Origin of the sequence: Aureimonas sp. D3, from assembly GCF_001463805.1 — a bacterium.
Lineage (GTDB): Bacteria > Pseudomonadota > Alphaproteobacteria > Rhizobiales > Rhizobiaceae > Aureimonas > Aureimonas ureilytica_A.
This window is the reverse complement of sequence record NZ_BBWM01000014.1, coordinates 123,714-146,244: the sequence shown is the minus strand read 5'-3', so window position 1 is coordinate 146,244 and position 22,531 is coordinate 123,714. Positions and strand designations below refer to the sequence as shown.

19 protein-coding genes and 1 pseudogene are annotated in these 22,531 nt (G+C 66.1%); 8 read left to right on the top strand and 12 right to left on the bottom strand.

The window, feature by feature from the left end; all coding sequences use genetic code 11:
* Together AUL36_RS04930 and AUL36_RS04925 are read right to left on the bottom strand one after the other, a co-directional pair.
* Positions 1–597: pseudogene (locus AUL36_RS04930) on the bottom strand (hypothetical protein); the annotation flags it as partial.
* A 256-nt stretch (positions 598–853) separates the two neighbouring features.
* Positions 854–2,065 (bottom strand): polysaccharide biosynthesis/export family protein, encoded by a 1,212-nt coding sequence (locus tag AUL36_RS04925; protein WP_058635204.1) that lies wholly within the window; start codon positions 2,063–2,065, stop codon positions 854–856.
* Between the two features lie 389 nt (positions 2,066–2,454).
* On the opposite strand from AUL36_RS04925, the gene AUL36_RS04920 reads away from it, so the two are divergent.
* The 3 genes from AUL36_RS04920 to AUL36_RS04910 all read left to right on the top strand — a co-directional run bounded on the left by AUL36_RS04920 (position 2,455) and on the right by AUL36_RS04910 (position 6,540).
* A complete protein-coding gene (locus tag AUL36_RS04920) occupies positions 2,455–2,808 on the top strand; it encodes a hypothetical protein (RefSeq protein ID WP_062218576.1) in 354 nt (117 codons plus the stop codon).
* On the top strand, positions 2,805–5,696 hold the full coding sequence (locus AUL36_RS04915; RefSeq protein ID WP_062218574.1) for a hypothetical protein: 2,892 nt from the start codon (positions 2,805–2,807) through the stop codon (positions 5,694–5,696). Before AUL36_RS04920 ends, AUL36_RS04915 begins: the two co-directional genes overlap by 4 nt.
* A 256-nt stretch (positions 5,697–5,952) precedes the next feature.
* Positions 5,953–6,540, top strand: coding sequence for a transglutaminase-like cysteine peptidase (locus AUL36_RS04910; protein WP_062218573.1), 588 nt, complete (start codon positions 5,953–5,955; stop codon positions 6,538–6,540).
* A 99-nt stretch (positions 6,541–6,639) separates the two neighbouring features.
* Here AUL36_RS04910 and AUL36_RS04905 read toward each other — a convergent pair whose 3' ends face one another.
* From AUL36_RS04905 to AUL36_RS04890, 4 genes are read right to left on the bottom strand one after another with little or no spacing between them, the layout of a single operon-like run.
* Complete coding sequence (locus tag AUL36_RS04905; RefSeq protein ID WP_062218571.1) at positions 6,640–7,548, bottom strand: DUF6492 family protein; 909 nt, start codon at positions 7,546–7,548, stop codon at positions 6,640–6,642.
* Between the two features lie 34 nt (positions 7,549–7,582).
* Positions 7,583–8,239 carry an acyltransferase gene (locus tag AUL36_RS04900; RefSeq protein WP_062218569.1) on the bottom strand — a complete coding sequence of 219 codons (657 nt, stop codon included), beginning with the start codon at positions 8,237–8,239 and terminating at the stop codon, positions 7,583–7,585.
* 52 nt (positions 8,240–8,291) lie between these two features.
* Complete coding sequence (locus AUL36_RS04895) at positions 8,292–9,488, bottom strand: glycosyltransferase (RefSeq protein WP_062218567.1); 1,197 nt, start codon at positions 9,486–9,488, stop codon at positions 8,292–8,294.
* Complete coding sequence (locus AUL36_RS04890) at positions 9,485–10,522, bottom strand: glycosyltransferase family 2 protein (protein WP_062218565.1); 1,038 nt, start codon at positions 10,520–10,522, stop codon at positions 9,485–9,487. Before AUL36_RS04890 ends, AUL36_RS04895 begins: the two co-directional genes overlap by 4 nt.
* 376 nt (positions 10,523–10,898) lie before the next feature.
* On the opposite strand from AUL36_RS04890, the gene AUL36_RS04885 reads away from it, so the two are divergent.
* On the top strand, positions 10,899–11,891 hold the full coding sequence (locus AUL36_RS04885) for a glycosyltransferase family 2 protein (RefSeq protein WP_062218563.1): 993 nt from the start codon (positions 10,899–10,901) through the stop codon (positions 11,889–11,891).
* 12 nt (positions 11,892–11,903) lie between these two features.
* The gene (locus AUL36_RS04880; protein WP_062218561.1) at positions 11,904–13,199 is read left to right on the top strand and encodes a lipopolysaccharide biosynthesis protein; all 1,296 of its coding nucleotides are present in this window, start codon (positions 11,904–11,906) and stop codon (positions 13,197–13,199) included.
* A gap of 137 nt (positions 13,200–13,336) precedes the next feature.
* Here AUL36_RS04880 and AUL36_RS04875 read toward each other — a convergent pair whose 3' ends face one another.
* Both AUL36_RS04875 and AUL36_RS23135 read right to left on the bottom strand, forming a co-directional pair.
* Positions 13,337–13,588 (bottom strand): DUF2171 domain-containing protein, encoded by a 252-nt coding sequence (locus tag AUL36_RS04875; RefSeq protein ID WP_062218559.1) that lies wholly within the window; start codon positions 13,586–13,588, stop codon positions 13,337–13,339.
* Between the two features lie 111 nt (positions 13,589–13,699).
* Positions 13,700–13,876, bottom strand: a complete 177-nt coding sequence (locus AUL36_RS23135; protein ID WP_082640491.1) for a DUF2934 domain-containing protein — start codon at positions 13,874–13,876, stop codon at positions 13,700–13,702.
* Between the two features lie 431 nt (positions 13,877–14,307).
* On the opposite strand from AUL36_RS23135, the gene AUL36_RS04870 reads away from it, so the two are divergent.
* The 3 genes from AUL36_RS04870 to AUL36_RS04860 all read left to right on the top strand — a co-directional run bounded on the left by AUL36_RS04870 (position 14,308) and on the right by AUL36_RS04860 (position 17,920).
* Entirely contained in the window at positions 14,308–16,218 is a 1,911-nt protein-coding gene (locus AUL36_RS04870) for a potassium transporter Kup (RefSeq protein ID WP_058601955.1), read from the top strand.
* A gap of 151 nt (positions 16,219–16,369) precedes the next feature.
* Positions 16,370–16,654: a hypothetical protein gene (locus AUL36_RS04865; RefSeq protein WP_058635196.1), complete on the top strand. Its 285-nt coding sequence runs from the start codon at positions 16,370–16,372 to the stop codon at positions 16,652–16,654.
* A 144-nt stretch (positions 16,655–16,798) separates the two neighbouring features.
* Positions 16,799–17,920, top strand: coding sequence for a methyl-accepting chemotaxis protein (locus tag AUL36_RS04860; protein ID WP_062218604.1), 1,122 nt, complete (start codon positions 16,799–16,801; stop codon positions 17,918–17,920).
* A gap of 284 nt (positions 17,921–18,204) precedes the next feature.
* Here AUL36_RS04860 and AUL36_RS04855 read toward each other — a convergent pair whose 3' ends face one another.
* The 4 genes from AUL36_RS04855 to AUL36_RS04840 form a co-directional block, all read right to left on the bottom strand.
* A complete protein-coding gene (locus AUL36_RS04855) occupies positions 18,205–19,044 on the bottom strand; it encodes a glycine betaine ABC transporter substrate-binding protein (protein ID WP_062218557.1) in 840 nt (279 codons plus the stop codon).
* A gap of 50 nt (positions 19,045–19,094) precedes the next feature.
* Positions 19,095–19,955, bottom strand: coding sequence for an ABC transporter permease (locus AUL36_RS04850; protein WP_058601958.1), 861 nt, complete (start codon positions 19,953–19,955; stop codon positions 19,095–19,097).
* A complete protein-coding gene (locus AUL36_RS04845) occupies positions 19,853–21,145 on the bottom strand; it encodes a quaternary amine ABC transporter ATP-binding protein (RefSeq protein WP_244497031.1) in 1,293 nt (430 codons plus the stop codon). The genes AUL36_RS04850 and AUL36_RS04845 overlap by 103 nt, the downstream gene beginning before the upstream one ends.
* A 180-nt stretch (positions 21,146–21,325) precedes the next feature.
* Positions 21,326–22,399, bottom strand: a complete 1,074-nt coding sequence (locus AUL36_RS04840) for a GlxA family transcriptional regulator (protein WP_062218553.1) — start codon at positions 22,397–22,399, stop codon at positions 21,326–21,328.
* Positions 22,400–22,531 lie beyond the last annotated feature (132 nt).

The window sequence follows — 22,531 nt, the reverse complement described above, 5'->3', positions numbered from 1 at the left end:
GGCCAGAGCGGCGGTGTAGGCACTGATCACGGCCGGATTGTTCGAGGCGGCGACCGCTTCCTGGATAAAGGCGGCATAGGTCGGCGCGACGCCTTGGCCGGCCTGCGCGGCGCGCGCCAGACCCGCGCCGATGGCGGCGCGCTGCACCGCGCTCGTCGCGTCCTGCGAGGCGAGCGACAGAAGCTGCGGCACAGCGCGGTTGTTGGAGGCCGCGAGCAGACGCACCTGATTGGCGAGCGCCGCGCCCCCTTGCGGATAGGCGGACAGGAGCGCTGAAGGATTGGCGAGGAAGGCCAGCATGTCCGCTTCCGACACGCGGCTCGGGCCGGACAGATAGGCGGCGGGCGCGGTGAGGCCGCCCGTGCCGGGCGCGAGCGCCGCGACCTCCTGCGACGCAGGGGCGCTGGCGGGGGCCTGAGCCACGGGGGCCTGAGCCACCGGCTCCGGCGAAGCAGCGGGCGTCGCAACGGGGGGCGTAGCCTGCGGAGAGGCGGCGGGGGCGGTGGGGGCTGCCGCGTCCTGCGCTTGCGCGGCGGCGGCCAGCCCGAGAGACAGGGCGAGCGTGGTGGAGGCAGCCGTCAGAAGGGAGCGGAACATCGGGGCCATCGTCCTTGGAAGTTTAAGAGAAGGCGGACCCGGCGCATCGGCGCCGGGCTGGCATGAGAGTGCGGGGCGAGGCCTCGCGAGGGCGGATGGCCCAGACGCTTCGCCCGTCGCCATCCCGCCCAGACCGCGCCATGCCATCGACATGAACCGGGCTTGGCGTGCTGCGACGTGACGACAACCGCTCGTCCATCCTGCGCCCGCAGGCTTCGTCAAAGGCTTTAGCCCCCGCACCTTGCCTGCGCCCGCTTTAGCGCAGCGTCCGCTCGGCGCCGCGGATCAGCGCGGCGTCGGTGGCGGGGCCGGCGACGCCCGAGGTGACGGAGTTGACGACGGCCAGGAACTTCGTGACCTCGGTCGAGTCCGAGTTCGAGACGTAGAGAATATCCTTGTCGTGCATCGCGAATTTCTGCGCGAGGAACAATCCGTCCGGCTTGCGCAGGTTGAGGCGGAAGATGACCGGATACTGACCGCCCGCCTTGCCCGCGTTGCCTTCGACCTGCACGCCCATGCGGGCCAGCGTGGCCGTGTCCACCAGGCGATACAGGAAGATCTGCGCGGCGTCGGCGCGGCTGTCGAGCAGGCCGCCGACCTTGCCCAGCGCTTCGGCGAGCGTCAGGTTCGATTCGTCGAAATCCACCCGGCCCGAAAGGCCCGACGCGCCGAAGGCGAGATAGGTGCGGCGCTCGCGGTTCACGTAGACCACGTCGCCCGGATAAAGGAAGATGTTCTCGCGCGGGTTGGACAGCAGCTCTTCGAAGGGCACGGTGGCCGTCGTGCTGCCGCGCTGGAGCGTGACATAGACTTCGCGACCCGGCGCACTGAGACCACCGGCCGCCGAGATCGCGTCCAGAACGCGCTCGCCGCTCGGATTGATCTCGATCTTGGCGGCCGAGTTCACGTCGCCCAGAACCGAAATCTGGCTGGACCGGCTCTGCACGAGATTGATCACGACCTGCGGCTCGATGGCGCGGTCGGCGAGGCGCTGCTCGATATCGGCGCGAATTTCCTCGGGCAGGCGGCCGGCGGCGCGGATCGAGCCGGCATAGGGCACGTTGATCAGGCCGCGCGTGTCCACCGTCTGGTTCGGCAGGGTGATGAAATTGCCGGGGCGGCTGCCGGCGTCGGCCGGAATGAACAGGCCGCCGGCGGCCGATTCGAACAGCGTGATCGACACGACGTCGCCGACGCCCAAGGGCAGCGCCGGCGGGCCCTTCCGGCTCGGCCCGAAGCCCGAGCTGAGGCTCTTGCGGCTTTCCAGAGGAAAGAACGCCAGGACATTGGGCGTCAGATCGACCAGCGCATAGGGCGCCTGTTCCTGCTTCTGCGCGGCCAGATAGACGGAGGCCTGGCTCTCGATCGCGCGATTGTCCGGCCCGGAATGCGGCAGGGTGGAGCAGCCGCTCAACGCCAGCAAGGTTGCGGTAAGGCTTACAAGATAGGCTTTGCCGGAAGGCCGCATGTAAAATCCCTTGATCCTCGCGCGCCGCTCGGCACGGTCCATCGTGTTGCAGTGCGATGGACGATGGACACGCCGCGGGACGCCTCGATCCGCAATTTCGTCGGAGCCAGCCGGGATGGCATGGATCGCGAGCGGTTGCAGGGCAAGGGACCGACCTCACGTCGCGTCACTTTCGAGCTTTCGAGATACCTAAAAAACCGTCTGTAAGCGAATCTTCTCACCCGATGTGGTGAAGAAGCCTGTGGGTGATGCCGCATCGCAACAGATTTGATCAACGGAAAGAACGGCTTGCGCGTCCTGACCCAAGCCTTTTCTCCCCAATCTATCCCCATCTTATCCCCGCCCGGCGTGGAGCGGTTAGGCATGAGCGTCCTTGTCTGGAGGTTCCCATGCGATCGTTCATCGAGAATTTTCCCCATAGTTCCAACCGTTTGGCTTTGGCGCCCCTGTTTCCCGACTATGTCGAGGAGATCAAGCTCGCGGCCGAGACCTCGACCCTCGTTCCCATCCCGGATGGAGCGCGATTCGCGCTGTTTTCCTTTGACGCCTCCGTGCGGGTGAAGCTGGGCACGAAAACCACGGTTCTGGCCGATCCGCGCCAGACCACCGACGGATCGGGTGGGGAATGGAACCCGGCCGCGCGGCGCATTCCCGAATTTCTGCCCGATGGCGTCACGCGCCCGACGCATCTGTGCCTGCGCGCGGCGACGGCCGCCCTCGGCTCGGTCTCGTTCTACGCATGAACGCGCTGTTTCGCTCCCCTTCGTCCCGCGCCGGCTTTGGCGCGGGCCTCTTGACGCGCCGCCCGCGCGCGCCTCTCGCCTCGCTGCCCGACGTGGCGGGCCTGCCGAGCTATACGTCCTACGGGTTCGGCTCGGCCAACCATCTGGAAGACGCCGACCAGCGCGGCCTTCTGTTCCCGGCGGGGGCGTCCGCGCTGCCTCTGGTGACGCAGGACTGGGTGCAGGGCTTCTTCTTCAGCGTCGACGAGATGCTGCGCCAGCAGGCCTCGACCTACGTCCTGGCGGCCAAGGGCGCGGGAACGGCGGCCGATACGTCCCGCATTACGCTGCGCGGCGGTTTCGACGTGTCCGGCATCACGCCGCTCAGTCTTCTCGTCTCGGCGCAGAATTCGGGAATGCGCTCCTGGGGCACGGGTCTGTCGCGCAGTCCTTCGCTGGAGCGCGGCGCCGATTATCTCCTGGTCTACGGTCAGAAGGGCAATCTGCCTTTCCAATGTGTGGTGCGCGTCGCCGCCGATGGCGAGGTCGCGCCCGAACTGGTGTCCAACCAGGTGGGCACGGCCAATGACGGGCCGACCTCCTGGCGCTATCTCGATCGAAACGCCAGCCAGCCGGCCTGGGGCAGCGCGGGCAGCTACGACTTCCTGTCGGGGCTCGGAGGCGTGGTGGACGCGGCCGACGGGGCGAACCGGCAGGCAGCCGGCGGCACGATGGCGGGCTTCTTCAATATCTGGGGCTCGTTCCCGTTTTCGGGCGGGGCGCCCGATGCGGCTCTTCTGATCGAGCTGGCCGAAGGGCTTCTCGATCCGGCGGGCCTTGCCGAGCGCCTGTCCGGCCGGCTGCGCTTTGCCGCCGATCTGAAGGGACCCGGCGATGTCGGGGCCGATCCGCGCGGCGAGATCACCGCCGCCCTGAGCGAGATCGGGACGAATGCCTTCGCCCAGCCGTTTTCAGCCGCTCCGCTGCGCCGCCCGCCGGCCCTGCGGCTGCGGGCCTATGGCGACCGCTTCGTTCTGCCGCTTGGGGACAGGGCGCGCCTCGGCTCCCTTCCCTTTGCCGGAACCTATACCGGCTCTGCCGGGGAGGAGAGTTTCGAGGTTCGGCTTCTGCGCGCCGACACAGGAGCCGAACTCGTCGGCTGGACGCCGATCTCCGTGCGGATCGATGCCGACGCGCGCCGCTTTTCGGGCGCGCTCGCCCAGGTGCCGGCCGGCATCGCCTTTCGCCGCGAGATCCGCCGCCGGGGACGACCCGCCAGCGCGGTCAATGGTGGCGATCGGCTCGCCATCGGCTTGGTGATCGTGGATATCGGCCAGTCGCAGCTGGCCTATCAATCCTATGCGATGGACGATACGGCGGGCGGCGGCGGCGGGCGTCAGCTCGCGCCGGTGCAGGACGCCAACCTGTTCTTCTCCGTTCTCAAGCAGCCGTCCTTCGTCAACGCGCAATCGACCGGCTTCGGCGGGCCGAAGGGCTCGGTTGCACTGTTTCAGCCCTATCGCGCCGACCAGCATGGCGACGGCAACATCGTGAGCTTCGAGACGATCCGCCGTCTGGCCGGCTTGCCGGTGATGATCGTGGACACGGCGGTTCCCGGCAGCCATCCCAATGCCTGGAGCCTTGATCGCAAGCGCTTCAGCTACGTCTCGCTGTTCACGCCCGACGGAGCGACCAGCAGCTTCACCTTCACGCCCGTGGCGGCCGGCCTGTCCGGCGAGGGCTTCAATCCCGCCCCCGCCGTGGTGCCGGGCTCCTTCTCGATCAAGCTGGGAGAGGCCACGGTCACGGACGATAGCGCGGGCAATCTCGCGGGCGCGGGCGTCACCTCGGGCACGATCGACTATGCCTCGGGCAAGATTTCTAATCTGACCTTCGCCGCGCCCCCGGCGGCGGGCACGTCCGTGTCCGGCTCGTTCCGCTTCTTCGCCACGGCCCCCGAAACGTCGCAGGCCATCTCGGCCGGCCGCTGGTCGATCTGGGGCGAGGACGGGTTGCCGCTCGATCGCACCAACCGCAGCGGGCGACTGATGGTGCATCTGGCGCGCCTGCGCGGCCTCGCGCCCTCGCTCTATCGCCTGTACTGGTACACATCGATGGAAAGCCCCGCCGGTCTGTCCGCCTTCGGCGCGATCATGGATCGCTTCAAGGCGCGGCTCGACGCCCTTTATCCCGCTGGCGCGGACGCGCCTTGGGCGCTCGCGCTGCCGGGCCGCTCGGCCGCGAGCGAAGAGCGTCTGACCTACCGGCCGATGGGGCCGCGCCAGCGTCAATGGGCTGCTACCCGTCCCTTCGTGCGCCTCATCGGCGAAACGCTCGATCTGGAACTGGCGGACAATTTCGGGCCGCATCCTTCGGCCAAGATCGGCAGTCGCACGCTGGGCGAGCGGCTGGGCGTCGGCTGCGCCTCGCTCTTCACGCCCGGCCTCGTGGCGGAAGGGCCGGTGTTGCGTTCGGCGCGCTTCACCAGCGCCGGCCGGCAGGCGATCGAGCTGCGCTTCGATCTCGGTGCGGCGGCCAAGCTGGCGACGTCCGACGGTTCGACCTCGGGTCTGACGGGCTTTCGTGTCGCCCCGCCGGTCGGCGGTTCGGTCACGGTCGGCTCGGGCTGGCTGGACTCCGGCTTCACCGCGTCGATCACCGGCACCGATCGCATCACCCTGACCTCCACCGGCGCAGCCTTCTCGGCCGGGCAGCGCGTCGCCTTCGGCAACGGCTCGACGGTTTTCACCGGCAAGGGATCGACGCAGGAGGCGATCGACAATACGGCGCTCCTCAAGATGCCGGGCGACGACGACCGGATGTTCGGCGACATCGACAAGTTCGTCCGCACGGGCCGGTGCGGCAATCTCCTGCGCGCCTTCGACGACGTGACCGTCTCCGAAGCTTGAACGCACGAGCGGGAGGGTACGTCAGCCCTCCCGCTTCGCCGCATTCGCTTTCAATTTAAGGTAAATGCCCGTTCGTTTTGAAATGAATTCGGGCCAAACCTAAGATAAATACATATGTCGAAGGTGTAGGTCTGTTGCTTATGCCGAGCGCAATACTTCGAGTTGGCGCAGTTTAATCAAATGCCAATGTTCGTTTCAACCCGCTTAAGGGGGCGGGCGTGGTGCCATCGGGTCGATCCAAACGGAAGGACCCGACATGTCTCGCCCCTCGCTCGCAGCCCTGGCCGGTCTTGCGCTGCTGTGTGTTCCGGCTCTGTCCAGCCAAGCCACGGCCTTGGAGGCGCGGCCGATGCGCGTCTCGGAGCGCGCGTCCCATGTGCCGGCCGGCGCCGGCGCTTTGGCGCCGTTTCCCTATATCCAGTTCTGCCTCGCCAATGCCGCCGATTGTCAGACATCGAAAGGCCCGGCCGTGGTCGAGTGGTCGCCCGCCAACCGTGCCTTGGTCCAGACCGTCAATCTCAGCGTCAATCGCGGCATTCGCCCGGTGAAGGACGCGGTGGACACTTGGCGCGCCGATGTCGCGCAGGGGGACTGCAACGATTATGCGCTGACCAAACGCCGCGCGCTTCTACGCAAGGGCCTGCCGGCCGGGGCCCTGCGCATGGCGGTTGCCACGACGGCCGAGGGCGAGTGGCACGCCGTTCTGGTGGTCTCCACCAGCGCCGGCGATATGGTGCTCGACAACCGCTTCGGGCAGGTGAAGCTCTGGAGCCAGACCGACCTGCACTGGTCCACCATCGCCTCGGCCGCGGATCCGCGTGTGTGGCGCGCGGTGGCGCGCTGAGCATCTCCTGCGAAAGCTGCGTCGGCTTTCGCGGGCGAGTCATGCAAGAGTTAAAGAGTGTGCATCGTTTTCGGCCGCCCCTTGCTCGACCGACCCGGCCTAGCGCGGCACCCGTGCCTTGACGGCGGCGACCGCCGCCCGGCGTTCCTCGATCGCAATGGGGTGGGTGGACTGGATGTGCAGCGCGACATGCTGTGGCTGCGTGCCGGCCGCGATCGCCTCGACATCGATCCTCTCGTCCGGCAGCCAGACCGAATTATAGAGCTTGCGATCGGCCGCGATATGGCCGCTCGGCTCGGCCAGCCCTTCCGCGACGAACTCACCATAGAGGATATATTCGGAGACGGTGGCCGCTTTCGCGATGGCGCGCTGCCAGCCCTGGCCCGTCTGCGCCTCGATCCGTTCGAGAAGACGCTCCAGCACCGGGCGCCGCCAGGTGACGAACTGGCCGATATAGTTGAAGGACTCGACACTGGCCTGCGTGACGCCCAACAGGCGATGCGCTGTGGCGCGCCAGGTCCGATGCGTTTCGAGATCGCGCCCCTCCACATGCCGCTGGAGGTGCAGGCCGTCGCCGTTCTGGAGCATGTCGGCGGTGAAGGGGCGAAACAGAAGCACGTCGCTGTCGGCGAAGACGAAGACCTCCGCATCGCTGAACTCCGCCGCCGAGAGCTTTACGATCTGCTGCACCAGCCAGCCACTGACACGCCCGAGCCCCTTCAAGTGATACTGCTCGCGCAGCCGCATCGTCCGGCCGAAGGGGAGGGGGATCAGCGTCGGCACGGGAAGCCGGCGGAAACCGTGACGGCCGATGATCTCCTCGCGCACCAGAACGCGCCGTTTCGGCCCCGCGAGCGGGGCGAACAGCGCGCGGTCGCGCGCCGGCACGATCAGGATATGCTCGTGGTCGAAGCGGGCGAACTCGTCGAGGCTGCGGCAAAGGTCTCGCGCCAGCTCGAAATCGTTGCGATAGGATGGGGTGATGAGGGCGACGCGGGGGCTCGTCATGCAGGCGGGCTCTTCGTGTGCGGCATGGCGCGGCCTACCAAATCTTCTGGAACGTATAGTCGCCGTCCCCCTCGCGCGCCTTGATGACACGAGCCGGCACGCCGCCGATCACGACATCGGTTTCAGTGAAGGACTTGGTGACCACCGAACCCAGAGCGACGATCGTGCGATCCGCCACGCCGCTGCCGGGCGCAAAGCGCACGGCCGAGCCGACGAAACAGTCGCGGCCGATATGAATGTCGCGGTTCATCGTGCCCGCGCCGTGGGTCAGGAATTGCGAGGCGAAGCCCGCGAGCCACGAGCCGTCGCCGATCGAGACGAGGCCGAGCACGTCGATCAGGTGGCTGTCGTTGATGAGGCAGTTGCGCCCCGTCACGAAGCGTCGGCGGTAGTTCATGCCCGCTTGCGAAGGGTCGGCGGCGGCATCGCCGCATTCGATCCGATTGGCGCGGCCGATGAACGTGCCATCGCCCAGCTCGACCTCGATCGGGCCGACGAAGCTCGTGCCACGACGGATCGTCACGCCGCTGCCGCAGGTGAAGCGATCCACCGCAATGAGGACACGGTGGCCGATCGAGGCGTCGCGCGCGATCTGGATGCCGGGCAACAGCGAATAAAGCGCGCGGCGGATGGGCTTGCCCGGCAGGCTCGAAATCAGGAGAGCCAGGGCCAGTCGGAGCTTGCGGTTCATGGGGCGCGTCTGCTTGAGATCGATGGGGCGGGAAGCGAAGCGAGCGGCAGGGTCATACCCGCCGGCTCCGTTCCGCGATCGCCTCGTCATACAGGCGGCGGGTCGCCGCGCCAATCGCCGCCCAGCTTTCGCTGTTCGGCCGGGGCGGCGGGGCAGGGCGGCGTGTGAAGGCCTCGGCCATGGCCTCGCTCAGCGCGTGGATGTCGCCGGGCGCGACGAGCGCTCCGTCCGCGCCCTCGCGCAGATCCTCGGCGAAGATGCCGACACGGCTCGCCACCATCCATTTGCCGAGCGGCTTCAGGAGGAAGTAGACGCCGCTCGCGTCGATCTGCCGATACGGGAAAACGAAGCCATCCGCCTCGTGAAACAGGTCCGCCATGGCCTGATGGTCGAGCCGGCCGAGGCGGAACTCGAGAGCCGGCCCGAGGCCGAGCGCTTCGGCCCGCGCCATCAAGGGGGCGATATCCATCATCGGCGCGCCGGCGACGATGACGCGGCCCTGCTCCCGCTCATGGGCGGGCATCTGCCCCAGCGCTTCTATGAGCAGATCGACGCCCTTATAGGGCTTGATCTGGCCGAACAGAACCAGCGTGAAGCGCTTCGATCTCGCCCGCGCCAGCGCGGCCACGCTGGGCTCGGCCTTCAGGGGCAGCGGCCCATGGGGGATGAGATGGATTTTGTGCGCGTCGAGGCCGCGCGCCCGCAGTGTGTCGAGCGCGGCCCTCGTGTGGACGATAAGCCGATCGGCGGCGCGAAGCGGCAGGTCGAACCCCTTGTTTTGCAGAAGCGAAATGCGCTCGCCATTGAAGGGCACGGTGTCGTGCACCGTCATGACGACAGGGCAATGGCGGCGCATGGCGAGGATCGCCGCCGCGTCGAAGGCCGGCAGAACCGCCCATTGAAGATGCACCACATCCGCCTCGTTCCGGCCGAGACGGCGCAGGAGCGAGGCCAGATCCACGAGATGGGACGCGCCCTTGGCCACGGCGCGCAGACGCCGGCGAGCGGGCGCGATCGCTTCCACGCGTCGATAAAAGGCAGCTTCGCATTCGGCCGGGTCGAGCTCGGCTTCCTCGCGCTCGCGCAAGGGGCGCGTCAGCCAAAGCGGGCGGACCCCGGCCTGCCGCAGGCCGCCGGACAGGCCGGCATCATAGGCGGGCGTGAAGAGCGAGGGATCCAGCAGCAGCGCGGACAGTGTGGCCGGCGCATCGTCATCCGCGACGGCACCGCCCGCCTGCGCCCATGTCATACAGCTTCCGCCTGGGCAGGCTGACGCTCGGGGCTCCAGCGCATGTCGCGCGCGCCGGCCAGCCCTAGAAGAAAGCCTGACGCCCAAGCTGTGTGCATGACCCCGGCAACCGGACCGGACAGAAGCCCACAAGCGGTGCGATGGCGCAGCGCGATCTGACAGGAGGTCAGGGCGAGCGCGAAAAGGTAGAAAAACGGCACCACCAGGACATGGGGAAGAGCCGGCGCGATCGCGAGGCAGGCGAAAAAGACCACCATGAAGCTCGGCACCGCGAACTGACGCAGGCGCAGCGAGGTCGGATGCCGGCGCAAGGTGCGCGAGCGGCCCCTTCCATAGTTGAAATATTGCCGCCAGATGCCTTGGAAACTGTCGCGCGGATGATATTCCAGCCGTGTTTCGCCATCGAGATAGATCGTGCCAGCCAGCGCCCGTAGACGGCAGTCGAACTCGGCGTCCTCGTTATGGGTGAAGCTTTCCTCGTAGCCGCCCACGCGCTTGAACATGTCGAGGGCGATCAGCGCGTGGTGGCCGTGATCCACGAAGCCGCTTTTGCGCCCGCCCCGATGGGCCGATCCGCCCGAGCCGATCAGGCTGTCGGAGACCCAGGCGACCGCCTTCTGGAACGGAATGCAGCCGACCGAATCCATTGGAACCACGACGGAGGTGGCACCCGTGCGTCGCTGCGTGCGCAGCAGCGAGGCGATATAGCCACGCGGGTAGTTGGCATGGGCGTCGCAGCGCACGAGCCATTTCGCGCCCTCGCCATGGCGGGCGACCGCCAGATTGATCCCGGCGCTCTGGATGCGCCGTCCATTGTGCTCCAGAAAGACCTGAGAGCGGTGCCGGGCATAGGCGCGAACGAGTTCCACCGTTCCGTCCGTGCTGCCACCATCCACCACGCAGATGCGCAGATCGAACTCGCCATCCGGATCGGCGGTCAGCCGCTCCAGAACGGGAATGATGGTTCTGGCTTCGTTGAGGGTCGGTATCGCGAGCAAAACGACATCGCGACGCGGCGAATGGCCATGGGTCATCCGTACGCTCCGGCATGGGGAATTTGGGGGGCTAAAGAAGACCGCGGCTCACATCACGGAGGCCGGCGGAAGAACCTCATTGGCGTCATGCCATGATCTGCTGTCTCATTTTTTCTTCACCCAAACATACGTAGGATATAAGACAAATGTCAACGGATTGCAGGAGCCTGATCTCAGTTTGACTCACTCTCGGCCTCCGACGTCCTCGCCTTTCGCGCTTGTTGCTGCGGCGCAACATGATCCCTAAGCTTCCGGAACGATGATCGCCCATGCCGACCTGCCCGCGCCTCCCGAACGCGACAACCGAAGTCCTTTCGGTCTTGCGCCGCTTTCCAGAGCGCTTTCCCGACGCCCTTCTTGAAGCGGAGCTTCGCCCATGACCGTCTCGTCTCCTCCCGGCTCCTCGCGGTCCGGGCTCGCCGTCGGCCTTTGCACCTACAAGCGTCTGCCCTCGCTTCTGCGCCTGCTCGACCACATCGCCGAAAGCGCAAAACCGCTGGCCGAGCCACCGGTGATCATCGTCGTGGACAATGACGGACAGGACCCCGCCGTGGGGCTGGCAGTTGGCGCGTTTGCCGCCCGCACGGGGCTGGAGCTGCGCTATCGCATCGAAAGCCATCCCGGCATTTCGGCCGCGCGCAACGCGGTCTTCGACGAAGCCGAAAAGCGGGGGGTCCGCTTCGTCGCGATGATCGACGACGACGAATGGCCCTCGCCCGGCTGGCTCGCCGAGCTCCTGGCCTGTCAGGCGCGGGAAGGGGCAGCCGTGGTCGGTGGGCCGGTGCGGCCCGTGTTTCCCGAGAAGGCCGCGCATCTCGAACGCTACGCGCGCTATTGGTCCGTGCAGAAGCAGTTTCTGGAGGGGCGTCCCTTCGTCTTCTGCACCTGCAATTTCCTGATCGATCTGGAGGCCACGGGCTCGATCCCGCGCCCCTTCTTCGATGAAGCCTTCGGCCTCAGCGGCGGCGGCGATACGGTGTTCTTCCGCCGCCTCTTCTATGCCGGCCTGAAAATGGCTTGGGCCGAGGAAGCGTTCGTCTGGGAGGAGGTGCCCGATTCTCGCGCGTCGCTCGCCTGGATGCGCCAGCGCCGCTTTCGCGTCGGCAATCATGCGGTGCGCTGGGAAAGCCTCGATGCGGGCGCGCGCAAAAGCCTTGTGAAGACCTTGGGCCTCACCGCGCGCCTGGCGATCTATCCGCTGTTCCGGCGCGAGCCCGAATCCCCCTTTCTCGGCTGGCTCTTGGAAATGGACAAGGTGCGCGGCCGCTACAAGGCGCATCTGGGCGGCGTCTTCGTGGAATATGCGCGACCCAAACCCGCCGAGGCGGCCCCGGCGGGCCGGCGCGAGGACGATCATGTCTGTGGTTGAGGCAAGCGCGTCGTGAGCGGGCTACGTTCGCGAGCCGGGGCTTTCGCCCGGCATCTGGAGGCGCGCTTTCGGATCGTCACCTTCGCCGGAACGCTGGTGCCCACTGTCTCGGCGCTGGGCGTGCAACTCGTGGCCTTCGCCCTGACGGCGCGCGGGCTGGGGCTCGAAGCCTTCGGCATCTACACCGCGCTTCTGGCCGTCTCGGCCTTGAGCGTGGAACTGGTGGGGCTGGGCGGGGCCGATCTTCTGGTGCGCGGCGTGGCGCGCGAGCCCGAGCGCTTTGCGTCCTATTTCGGCAATCTCCTGATCCTGACGGGGCTGACGCTGCCGCTCGTGGTGCTCGGCGGCGTCTGGGTGGCCCATGGCGTCATGGAATCGCCGCTGCCGGTTCTGTTCGTCGCGTTGGTGATCGGCGGCGAAATCCTGATCGGGCGCGCGGCCGCCTCGCTCGAACTGGTCATGGTCGCCCATCGCCAGACGGTACGCGCCGGTGCGGTGCGTTTCGCCACCGCCTTCGTGCGCCTTCTGGCGGCGGCGATCTTTTTCGCAGCGCTGGGCCGCTCCGATCTCGAAGGCTGGATCGAGGTGGCCTTCCTCCAATCGGTGATCACCACCGCGCTCTACCTTGCCTTGTCGATCCGGCTTTATGGGCGGCCGCGCGCCGTGTTGCTGACACGCGATCTCTGGACCGGCCTGTCCTTCTGCCTCAACCAGGCGTCGCGCTCGTCGCAAGGAAGCCTCGATCGCATCGTGCTCAGTCGCTTCGCGGATGCGGCGAGCGTCGGCATCTACGGCGCGGCCTCACGCGTTCTGACCCTGGGCCTGTTTCCGCTCCAGGTCGTCACGCGCATGACCTATCCGAATTTCTTCGTGCATGGCGGGCGCGGTGGCATCGCCGCCAGCCGGCGCTATGCGCTGAGCGTCGTGCCGGTCATGCTGGGCGTCGGTCTTGCGGCCTGCGGGGCCGTCAGCCTCGCGGGCTTCCTCGCACCCGCCGTTCTCGGCCGGGACTTCGAATCCATTGTGGGCGTGACGGCGGCGTTGTCCTTCAGCCTGCCCCTGATGGCGCTGCAATATCCCGCCGCCGATGCGCTGACCGGGGCGGGGTATCAGGGGCTGCGCGCGGTCCTGTCGGTGACCGCGGCCTTCGGCTTCGGCATCATCATGGCCTTTGGCGCGCGGCTGGACGGGATCGAAGGGCTGGTGATCGCCTTCCTCTCCTGCCACGCGCTGTTCGCTGCCGTTCTCTGGACGGCTGCATTCCGCGTGCGAGACAGGCCGGAGGGGCGCGAGATGGCGCCGGCCTGAACACGATCCGGCTTGGCGGGGAGGGCGGTCTCGTCAAGGAAAAGGTCGAGATGCTGTAAAAAGGACGGAACGCGCGTGTTTCACCGCGTTCCGTCCTTTTTCTTTCACGGCGCCGCGAGCGCCGCTATTGCATGGCGTCAGGCCCCGTGGCCGTCGTTTTCTTCCTCGAAGGATACGGCGACATCGCCGTTGGCGGACAGACGCACCTTGTCTCCTTCGACCTCGGCCACGAGACCGCCGGGAATGAAGTGGTGATGACCCTGATGGTGACCTTCGCCGCTGTCCTTCTTGGTCAGCTTGATGCGGTCGCCCTCGACCCGGTCCACGGTGCCGACATGAACGCCGTCAGCGCCGATCACTTCCATATGTTCCTTGATCCGATCGAGCATGATGGTCTTCCCTGATGGTGATGAAAGGGGAAACGCACATGTCCCGGCCGGGATGCACGGGCAGCGGAAAAAGCCCGCCGGCCCGCAAAGCTCGTTAGCGCATGAAGCGTGTCAGCGCGCCACGAAGCGATTGCGCTGCTGAACCGTGGCGCAGGGCTGTTCCGTTTCGACCCGGCGCGCGGCTTCCGCCCAGAAGTCGTGCTCCTGTCCGCTGGGGCGTCCCGCCTTCTCCCACAGGAAATACGCCAGGTTGCGGATTTCCTGGTCCCTGTCATCGGAAATGATCATACCGTCCTCGACTTTCCTCCCGCCGATTCTTGTTGTCGGGTCCCACGAGCGGTTCGTTCGAGAACGAATCGTTCGCCTAACATAAAGGCAGGTTATAGGCTGTAGATACCGCTGCAAATGCGAAGGAAAAGCCACGAAGGGAGAGCCTTCGAAAATTTTCTTGAAACCGTTTCTAGCGCGCCCACCTTTCGCGAAAATTTTCTCGACGGTTGTGGCGGTGTGGCCGCGTGGCGGCTGCGGCAGGGGGTGGACTTTGCCTCCCTCGCGTTCCGTGCTAGACGCTCGCGACTTTATCGCTGGGTTTCGGGCTACTGGACCCGAAATTCGTCTTTCAAAAGACTATGGTTGTCGCTGATTCTGGGCGGCCATGGATTCGACGCTGCGCTTTTCTGCTCCATGATACCCATACCACCGGAGGCCTCGTCAGAGGAATGATCAGCGGCGAACACGCCCCCACGGCCGAGACGGCAACGTCCCCGCACGAGGGTCACCCGCGCAAGAGCCTTCCCGTTGTCGTCCTCGGCAGCATCGGCGTCGTTTACGGCGATATCGGGACGAGCCCGCTCTATGCCATGAAAGAATCCCTGCTGCATGTCGGGGGCATTCCCTCGGCCAGCGAAATCATCGGCATCGTCTCGCTGCTGGTCTGGTCGCTGGTGATCGTCGTCACGGTGAAATACGTGATGCTGGTGCTCAGGGCCGACAATCAGGGCGAGGGCGGCGCGCTGTCGCTCATGGCGCTGGCGCAGACCGCGCTGCAGCGGCCCAACCGCGTGATCCTGACGCTCGGCATGATCGGCGCGGCGCTGTTCTATGGCGACGCGATCCTGACGCCGGCGGTCTCGGTTCTCTCGGCCGTCGAGGGTCTCAAGGTCACGACGCCGGGGCTCGACCCTTATATCGTGCCCATCGCCATCGCCATCATCGTGGCGCTCTATGCCGTGCAGTCCTTCGGCACGGCCAAGGTCGCCGTGTTCTTCGGCCCGATCATGGCGCTCTGGTTCATCACGCTGGCGCTGATCGGCCTTTCGCATATCGGCGACGCGCCGCAGATCCTGCACGCGCTCAATCCCATCAACGGCTTCTGGTTCATGACGTCGCACGGGATCCTCGGCTTCACCGTTCTGGGGTCGGTCTTCCTCGCGGTGACGGGGGCCGAGGCGCTCTATGCCGATATGGGCCATTTCGGCAAACGGCCGATCCGCATCGCCTGGCTGGGCTTCGTCGGCCCGGCGCTGCTGCTCAACTATCTCGGCCAGGGCGCTTTCGCGCTCAACGATGCGTCGGCCCTGCCCAATCTCTTCTTCCTGTCGGCGCCCGAGTGGGGGCGCCTGCCGCTCGTGATTCTCGCCACGCTCGCCACGATCATCGCGGGACAGGCGGTCATCACCGGCGCCTTCTCGCTGACGCAGCAGGCCATCCAACTGGGTCTCCTGCCGCGCCTCCAGATCGAGCATACGTCCGAGTCCGAGCGCGGGCAGATCTATCTGCCGACGGTCAACTGGCTGATGCTGATCGGCGTCGTCATGCTGATCATCTTCTTTCAGGATTCCTCCTCGCTCGCCGCCGCCTACGGCATCGCCGTCACCGGCACGATGATCATCACCAGCCTGCTCGGCATCGTCGTCTTCGCCTATGGCTGGGGCTGGGGTTTGGGGCTCGCGGTCGCGGTGGTCGCGCCGCTCATGGTCATCGACAGCGCGTTCCTGGCCGCCAATCTTCTGAAGCTCGCCGATGGCGGCTACCTGCCGCTGGTGATCGGCGGCTGCATCATGCTGCTGATGGCCGTCTGGGTGCGCGGCACGCGTCTTCTCAACACCAAGGCGCAGCAGCAGAACCTGTCGCTCGACACGTTCATCAAGGCGATGGAAACCTCGTCCGTCACCCATGTGTCGGGCACGGCGATGTATCTGACCTCGACGCCCGAGACCGTACCGTCGGCGCTTCTGCACAATCTCAAGCACAATCGCGTGCTGCACGAGAAGAACGTCATCGTGACGATCCGCACGGCCGACGTGCCCTATGTCTCGAACGCCAACCGCCTGACCTATCACCCCCTGTCGCCCGCCTTTGCGCGGGTGGAGCTGAACTACGGCTTCCTGGATGAGCCCAATCTGCTTCAGGCGCTGATCCAGCTGCGCGAGCTGGGCGTCAAGTTCGACGTCATGTCCACCACCTTCTTCGTCGGCCGGCGGCGGATCAAATCGGCCGCGCGCAGCGACATGCCGAGCTGGCAAAGCCAGATCTTCATCAAGATGGCGCGCCACTCCTACGACGCGATCGACTACTATCGCATCCCCGCCAACCGCGTCGTTGAACTCGGAACCTACGTGACGCTTTGATGATGTTGGCTTGAGACAGGTCGTCACACTCGCTTAACGTCACGCTCGCCCTAGTTTCTTTTTGGAAGCGGCCCGTTCGGGTCGCGCTGCCGGGCTTGGCCGACGCATGATGCGCCGGCCAGCCGGACCCGGCCAGCGGAGGGCGATTTCCATGGATGCGCACAATTCGACTGAACATCGCGAAAACGCGCGCCTCGGCGATATTGCCAATCGTTCCGAGAAGGGGACGGCTCTGACCTTGATTCGCGCCGAAACCCGCGCGCGCGATGAAAAAACCGCGCGGCTGAAGGCCCTTCGCCTGGCGCAGGAAGCGGAAGGCGGCGCGCCGAGCGAAGCCAAGACAGCGCTGCCACTGCAGCGCGCGAGCCGCGCGACCGCCAAGAAACCGGCGGCTCGCAAGGCGCCCGCGAAAAAGGCGGCCCAGCTCAAGGCCTGATCGGGCTCTTTGGTCGGACACGGTGCGTCGGCGAAGGGGGCTTGAGTGGACCTTTCGTCGCGCCTTTCTGCGCTCAACCTCTAATTGGATGGTAAGTTTTGTGAAGTTATGCTGCATCGTTTCTTGGGGGAAGAGCCGATGCACATGCGTACCGATCTCGCTGAGCGTCTCCAGTTTCTGAAAATCGACGACGCCGTGCTGGAGCGGATCGCGCCGAAATCCGAAATGATCAGCCATGCGGTCGAGGGTGGCATATCGGCCTTCTACGACCAACTCGCCAAAGTGCCGGAACTGCAATCCTTCTTTGCGTCCGAGACCATGCGCCAAAAGGCGGAGACGGCGCAGAACAAGCATTGGGCTCATCTGGCCGGCGGCCATATCGACGATAGCTATGTCAGCGAGGTCGAGCGCATCGGGCGCACCCATGCGCGGATCGGACTGGAGCCCCGCTGGTATCTCGGCGGCTATGCCCTGATCCTCGAAGGCATGATCAAGGACCTTCTTCCACGGCTTCTCGGCCGGGGTCTGATGCGTGGCGCCAAGATCGACGAGGCTGCGGAGCTTCTCGGTATTCTAGTGAAGGTCGCCATCCTCGATATGGATTACGGCGTGTCGACCTATCTGGACACGTTGGCGGCCGAAAAGACGCGCATGGAAACGGATCGCGCTCGGGTCGCGAGTGAGCAAGCGCGTTCGCTGGGCGACGCCTCGGCGGCCATGGAAGAGATGACCGCCAACATCCGCCAGAACGCCGAGAACGCCTCAACCACGGAGAAGATCGCGGACAAGGCCTCGATCAACGCCGATCGCGGTGGCGAGGCCGTGGAGAAGTCGGTGGAGGCCATGCGCTCCATCGCCACCAAGATTCAGGTCGTGCAGGAGATTGCGCGCCAGACCGACCTACTCGCGCTGAACGCGGCCATCGAGGCGGCGCGCGCGGGCACGCATGGCAAGGGTTTTGCCGTGGTGGCGTCCGAAGTGCGCAAGCTCGCCGAGCGCGTGACCATTGCCGCGGGCGAGATCGGAGCCCTCTCGAACCGCTCCCTGTCCGTATCGGAAGAGGCGGGCCAAGCTCTGAAAGCGCTGGTGCCCGACATCCGGCGCACCGCCGAACTCGTGTCCGAAATCTCGGCCGCCTGCCGCGAGCAGTCGATCGGCGTCGAACAGATCAGCGAGGCGATCAACCGTCTCGACCGGATGGGGCAGGAACTCGCCAGTTCCGCCAGCGTGTCCCGCGCGCCGCACGGACTGCGCAATGCCGCCTGAGCCCGGACGAAGCGGGCGGAGCGCCAAACGAAGACGGGATGGCACGTGCCGGATCGGTCTTCGCCCGCGTTTCGAGGCGACCGGCTGTGCCGGGGGAGATGTTGGGATGGCCGGCGGCCATTCCTAAGTGAGGCGATGCTCCCTTCCGAAGCCTCAACCGCGCCCACGCGGGCAGCGATGCGTCGCGGGCGGAATGGCTCTGTATCCTCATCCGAAAGCGAAAAGCCGCGACGCAAGGGGGACTCGCGTCGCGGCTTTCGATGGAACGCGGCCTGTGAGCGTGCTTATTTCGTCCAGGCAGCGACCTTGTCCGGGTTGGCGGCGACCCAGGCCTTGGCGTTCGCGGCCGGGTTGGCGCCCTTTTCCTCGTTCTGCAGCATCATCTTCTGCTCGTCATCGAGCGAAAGCTTGAAGTTCTTCAGGACTTTGTAGACTTCGGGCATGTCCTTGTCCAAGCCCTTGCGGGCGACGGTGTTGACCGTTTCCTCGCCGCCGAAGGAGCCCTTGGGGTCGGCGAGATATTTCAGGTCCCAGCGCCCGAACATCCAGTGCGGTGTCCAGGTCGTCACCACGATGGGCTGCTTGCGGTCGATCGCGTCCTTCAGCGCGGCGGTCATGGTCGCGTCCGAACCGTCCACCAGATTGATGTTCGTCAGGCCGTAATCCTTGATGGCCTTTTCGGAGGCCTGCATCAGGCCGGCGCCCGGATCGATGCCGATCACCTTGTTGCCGACTTCGGCCCCTTTGGTTTTCAGATCCTCGACCGAGGTGAGATCGACATAGGCGGGCACGGCCCAGCCGATCTTGGCGCCGGAGACGTTGGGGCCGACCAGATCGACCTTGTCCTTCAGCTTGGCATAGTAGGCGGCATGGGTCGCCGGAAGCCAGGCGGCCACCATGGCGTCGGCTTCGCCCGTCGCCACGGCCTGCCACATGGCGGCGGCCGGCAGCGGCGTCAGCGTCACGTTGTAGCCTTCCTTCTTCAGCGTCTCGGCCAGAAGATTGGTCGCCACCACGGCGTCGGACCATTCGACATAGGCCAAATTCACCTTCTTCTCGGCGGCCGAGGCAAGGCTCGTCATGAGGGTCGTGGCGAGAGCGGCGGCTGCAAGGACTTTCAGCATGGGTCTCGGAACTCCGGTGAGAGGAAAGGGAAGGGTTGGAAGGGGAGGGATCAGGCCGAGCGCGCGCGGCGCGCCATGGCCTGGGTGACACGGTCGAGCACGACCGCAAGGATGACGATGGCGATGCCCGCCTGGAAGCCGGAGCCCGCGTCGAGCCGCTGGATCGAGCGCCAGACCTCGCGGCCAAGGCCCCCCGCGCCGATCATCGAGGCGATCACCACCATGGAGAGGCCGAGCATGATGGTCTGGTTGATGCCGGCCATGATGGTCGGCAGGGCCAGGGGAAGCTGGACCTTCAGAAGCTTCTGGACCGGGGTCGTGCCGAAGGCGTCGGCGGCTTCGGTCAGATCATGCGGCACGCCGCGAATGCCGAGCGCCGTCAGGCGGATCACCGGCGGCATGGAGAAAATCACGGTGGCGAACACCGCCGAAACCGAACCGAGCCCGAAAAACGGGATGGCGGGAATGAGATACACGAAGCTCGGCATGGTCTGCATCATGTCGAGCGCGGGCGAGACGGTCTTCCAGGCCCGCTCCGACAGGGCGCAGCCGATGCCGATCGGCAGGCCGATCAGGAGCGCGGCAAGGGTGGAGAGCGTCACCAGAACGAGGGTTTCCACCGTCGCGTCCCAGAGACGCAGGTTCCACAGGAACAGGAAGCCGAAGAGGGCCAGAAGCCCGACGCGGCGACCGGCCAGGGCGAAGGCTCCGCCAGCCAGGGCGAGGATCAGCACCCAAGGCGGAATCTGAAGCAGAAACTCCGTTCCCGTCGAGATCCAGCCCGCCACGAAGGCGGACAGGCCGCGCGTCAGTGACGCGAGATGGAGGGTGAGCCAATCGAGGGCGCTGCTGGCGTATTCGTCCAGAGGGAACTTGCGGATGCTGCCGTCGTCGTTGAGGAGCCATTCCATGCCGTGTTCCTTTCCTCGTTGGGCTGCTTGCCCGCCAGCGCGCGCAGGGCGACTTCGCGGGTGAGAAGGCCGACGAAGCGGCCCGTCTCGTCCACCACGGCCAGGCCGTGGGGCTCGCTCGCCAGAAGCGGGAGCACGCTTTTCAGGACCGCTCCGGCCGGCGCGCGGGCGATCCCGCCGTCCATCAGCTTGTCGAGCCGCTGCCCGCGCGAGCCGGGGGCGGAGAGCCGGCCCCGGTCGATGCGGCCCACCGGCATGTCGCGATCGCAGGTGACGACGAAGACCTCGTCGGCGCGGCTCTGCGCGGGTTCCACGAGGGGCCAGGCCTCCTCGGCCGCCGCGCCCTGGAAGAGGCGTGGCTGTGGGCGCACGAGGCGCCCGAGCGTGACGACCGACGACACGTCGATATTTTCCACGAAGCGGCGGACATAGTCGCCCTGCGGGTCGAGGAGGATTTCTTCGGCCGTGCCGCTTTGCGCGATGGCGCCGTCCTTCATGAGGACGATGCGCCCGCCCAGATGAATGGCCTCGTCGAGATCGTGGCTGACGAAGACGATGGTCTTGCGCAGCTTCTGCTGCAGCGAGCGGAGCTCGTTCTGCATGTCGCGCCGGATCAGCGGATCGAGCGCGGAGAAGGCTTCATCCATCAGGAGAATGTCGGCATCGGCGCACAGGGCGCGGGCAAGGCCCGCCCGCTGCTGCATCCCGCCCGACAACTGGCGCGGGAACTTGGCGTCCCAACCCTTGAGGCCGACCAGCTCGACCGCCTCCAGCGCGCGCTCGCGCCGCGTCTTGCGATCGACGCCCTGAACCTCGAGCCCGTATTCGACATTTTCCGCGATCGTGCGGTTGGGAAACAGGGCGAAGTGCTGGAACACCATGCCGAAGGTTTCGCGGCGGAACTCGCGCAGCGCCTTGGTGGACAACTCGGTCACTTCGGTTCCGCCGATGCGGATCGATCCGGCGGTGGGCTCCACAAGGCGGTTGAGGCAGCGCAGCATGGTCGACTTGCCCGAGCCCGACAGGCCCATGACCACGAGGATTTCGCCCTCGTTGACCGAGAAGGACACATTATCGAGCCCGAGTACGGCGCCGGTCTCGGCCAGGATATCCGCCTTGCCGGCCCCCTCCTTCAAGCGGCGCAGGGCTGTTTTCTCGTTGTCGCCAAAGAGCTTGACGATCTGGGACACGCGAATGCGCTCGGCATTCGGGGGGGCGGGGGGGGGCGTGATCGAACCATCCTCCATCGCAGCAAGGGCTCGTAAATCTGGAGCCGCTCCAAAAAGGCGATAAGGGATCGTGACCGTAGCTTAACCTTGTGACGATGCGAATTCGGACATCGCCTTGTAGGAAGGCGACACGGCGTCTTTCTACATGACGGTTTCTTGGGCCATGCTCGCATCACAGGCAGAGCGAACCGACGCCTGCGGCGTCATTTCCAGCACGACGGACTCAGGCGCGCGCAGATCGCGCGGGGCGATGCCAAAATGCGCGCGAAACTGCCGGGCGAAATGCGCGCCGTCGCAGAAACCGGCCTCGATGGCGATATCGGTGACGCTCTTACGCGTCGTCTGAAGCAGACGTTTGGCATAGCCGAGGCGCAACTGACGATAGGCAACGGCCGGGCTGACAGACAGCGTGTCCTGAAACAGGCGTTCCAACTGGCGCGAGGACAATTGCAGCCGATGCGCGATCGTCTCGACCGATAAGGGCTCGGCCACATGCTGCTCCATCAGGAGAATGGCGCGCCGCACCCGGTCGTCGCCGCCCGCCGTGCCGGTGGACGCATGGGGCTGGGCATCGCTGCCCTGTCGGCGGTTCTGGAGCTGGAGCACATGCAGGCTCTTCTGCGCGGCGGAGGCGCCGACATGGCGCTCGATCAGGAAGGCTGCCAGATCGGCGACGCCCGAGCCCCCCGCGCAGGTGATGCGGTCGCGGTCCACCATGAAGAGCTGGTCGGCTTCCGGCTTGATGTCGGGAAACTCGGCCTCGAAATCGGCATGGTGATACCAGGAAATGCAACAGCGCCGCCCGCGCATCAGCCCCGCGCGCGCCAGCACGAAGGAGCCGGTGCACACGCCCACCAGCGGCACGCCGGCGCTGGCGGCCGCGCGCAAATAGGCGATGGAGGCATCGTCCATCTGCTCTCCCGAATGGAGCAGGCCACCCACCACGACGATATAATCGAACTGTTTGGGGTCTGTGAGCGGCGCGGTGCGCGAGACCGTGACGCCACAGGACGAGCGGATCGGCTCGGGCCGGGCCGCCATCACGCTCCAAGAGCAGCGAATCGGGCGGGATCGGTCGCCTTCGTCGGCGGCCAGCCGTAGCGCGTCCATGAACAGCGACAGGGCCGAGATCGTGAACTGATGCGCCAGAAGAAAGCCGACCTTGAGCGAGGGCGTTTCACACGGCGTAGCGCGACCGAACGGCAGTCGTGACATGAAAGAATCCTCCCGTTTCGCCATGCTATGGGTTTGATCATGGCGAAAATAACGGCACGGGCCAAGCGTTTCCTTCGACCCTGGCTTGTGCGGCGCGAAAACGGAATGGCTGCGTGAGGCCCGCCTTCAAGC

Coding starts and splice junctions, on each gene's coding strand:
- AUL36_RS04925 (WP_058635204.1), bottom strand. CDS start 2,065: ATGCGGCCTTCCGGCAAAGCCTATCTTGTAAGCCTTACCGCAACCTTG.
- AUL36_RS04920 (WP_062218576.1), top strand. CDS start 2,455: ATGCGATCGTTCATCGAGAATTTTCCCCATAGTTCCAACCGTTTGGCT.
- AUL36_RS04915 (WP_062218574.1), top strand. CDS start 2,805: ATGAACGCGCTGTTTCGCTCCCCTTCGTCCCGCGCCGGCTTTGGCGCG.
- AUL36_RS04910 (WP_062218573.1), top strand. CDS start 5,953: ATGTCTCGCCCCTCGCTCGCAGCCCTGGCCGGTCTTGCGCTGCTGTGT.
- AUL36_RS04905 (WP_062218571.1), bottom strand. CDS start 7,548: ATGACGAGCCCCCGCGTCGCCCTCATCACCCCATCCTATCGCAACGAT.
- AUL36_RS04900 (WP_062218569.1), bottom strand. CDS start 8,239: ATGAACCGCAAGCTCCGACTGGCCCTGGCTCTCCTGATTTCGAGCCTG.
- AUL36_RS04895 (WP_062218567.1), bottom strand. CDS start 9,488: ATGACATGGGCGCAGGCGGGCGGTGCCGTCGCGGATGACGATGCGCCG.
- AUL36_RS04890 (WP_062218565.1), bottom strand. CDS start 10,522: ATGACCCATGGCCATTCGCCGCGTCGCGATGTCGTTTTGCTCGCGATA.
- AUL36_RS04885 (WP_062218563.1), top strand. CDS start 10,899: ATGACCGTCTCGTCTCCTCCCGGCTCCTCGCGGTCCGGGCTCGCCGTC.
- AUL36_RS04875 (WP_062218559.1), bottom strand. CDS start 13,588: ATGCTCGATCGGATCAAGGAACATATGGAAGTGATCGGCGCTGACGGC.
- AUL36_RS23135 (WP_082640491.1), bottom strand. CDS start 13,876: ATGATCATTTCCGATGACAGGGACCAGGAAATCCGCAACCTGGCGTAT.
- AUL36_RS04870 (WP_058601955.1), top strand. CDS start 14,308: ATGATCAGCGGCGAACACGCCCCCACGGCCGAGACGGCAACGTCCCCG.
- AUL36_RS04865 (WP_058635196.1), top strand. CDS start 16,370: ATGGATGCGCACAATTCGACTGAACATCGCGAAAACGCGCGCCTCGGC.
- AUL36_RS04860 (WP_062218604.1), top strand. CDS start 16,799: ATGCGTACCGATCTCGCTGAGCGTCTCCAGTTTCTGAAAATCGACGAC.
- AUL36_RS04855 (WP_062218557.1), bottom strand. CDS start 19,044: ATGCTGAAAGTCCTTGCAGCCGCCGCTCTCGCCACGACCCTCATGACG.
- AUL36_RS04850 (WP_058601958.1), bottom strand. CDS start 19,955: ATGGAATGGCTCCTCAACGACGACGGCAGCATCCGCAAGTTCCCTCTG.
- AUL36_RS04840 (WP_062218553.1), bottom strand. CDS start 22,399: ATGTCACGACTGCCGTTCGGTCGCGCTACGCCGTGTGAAACGCCCTCG.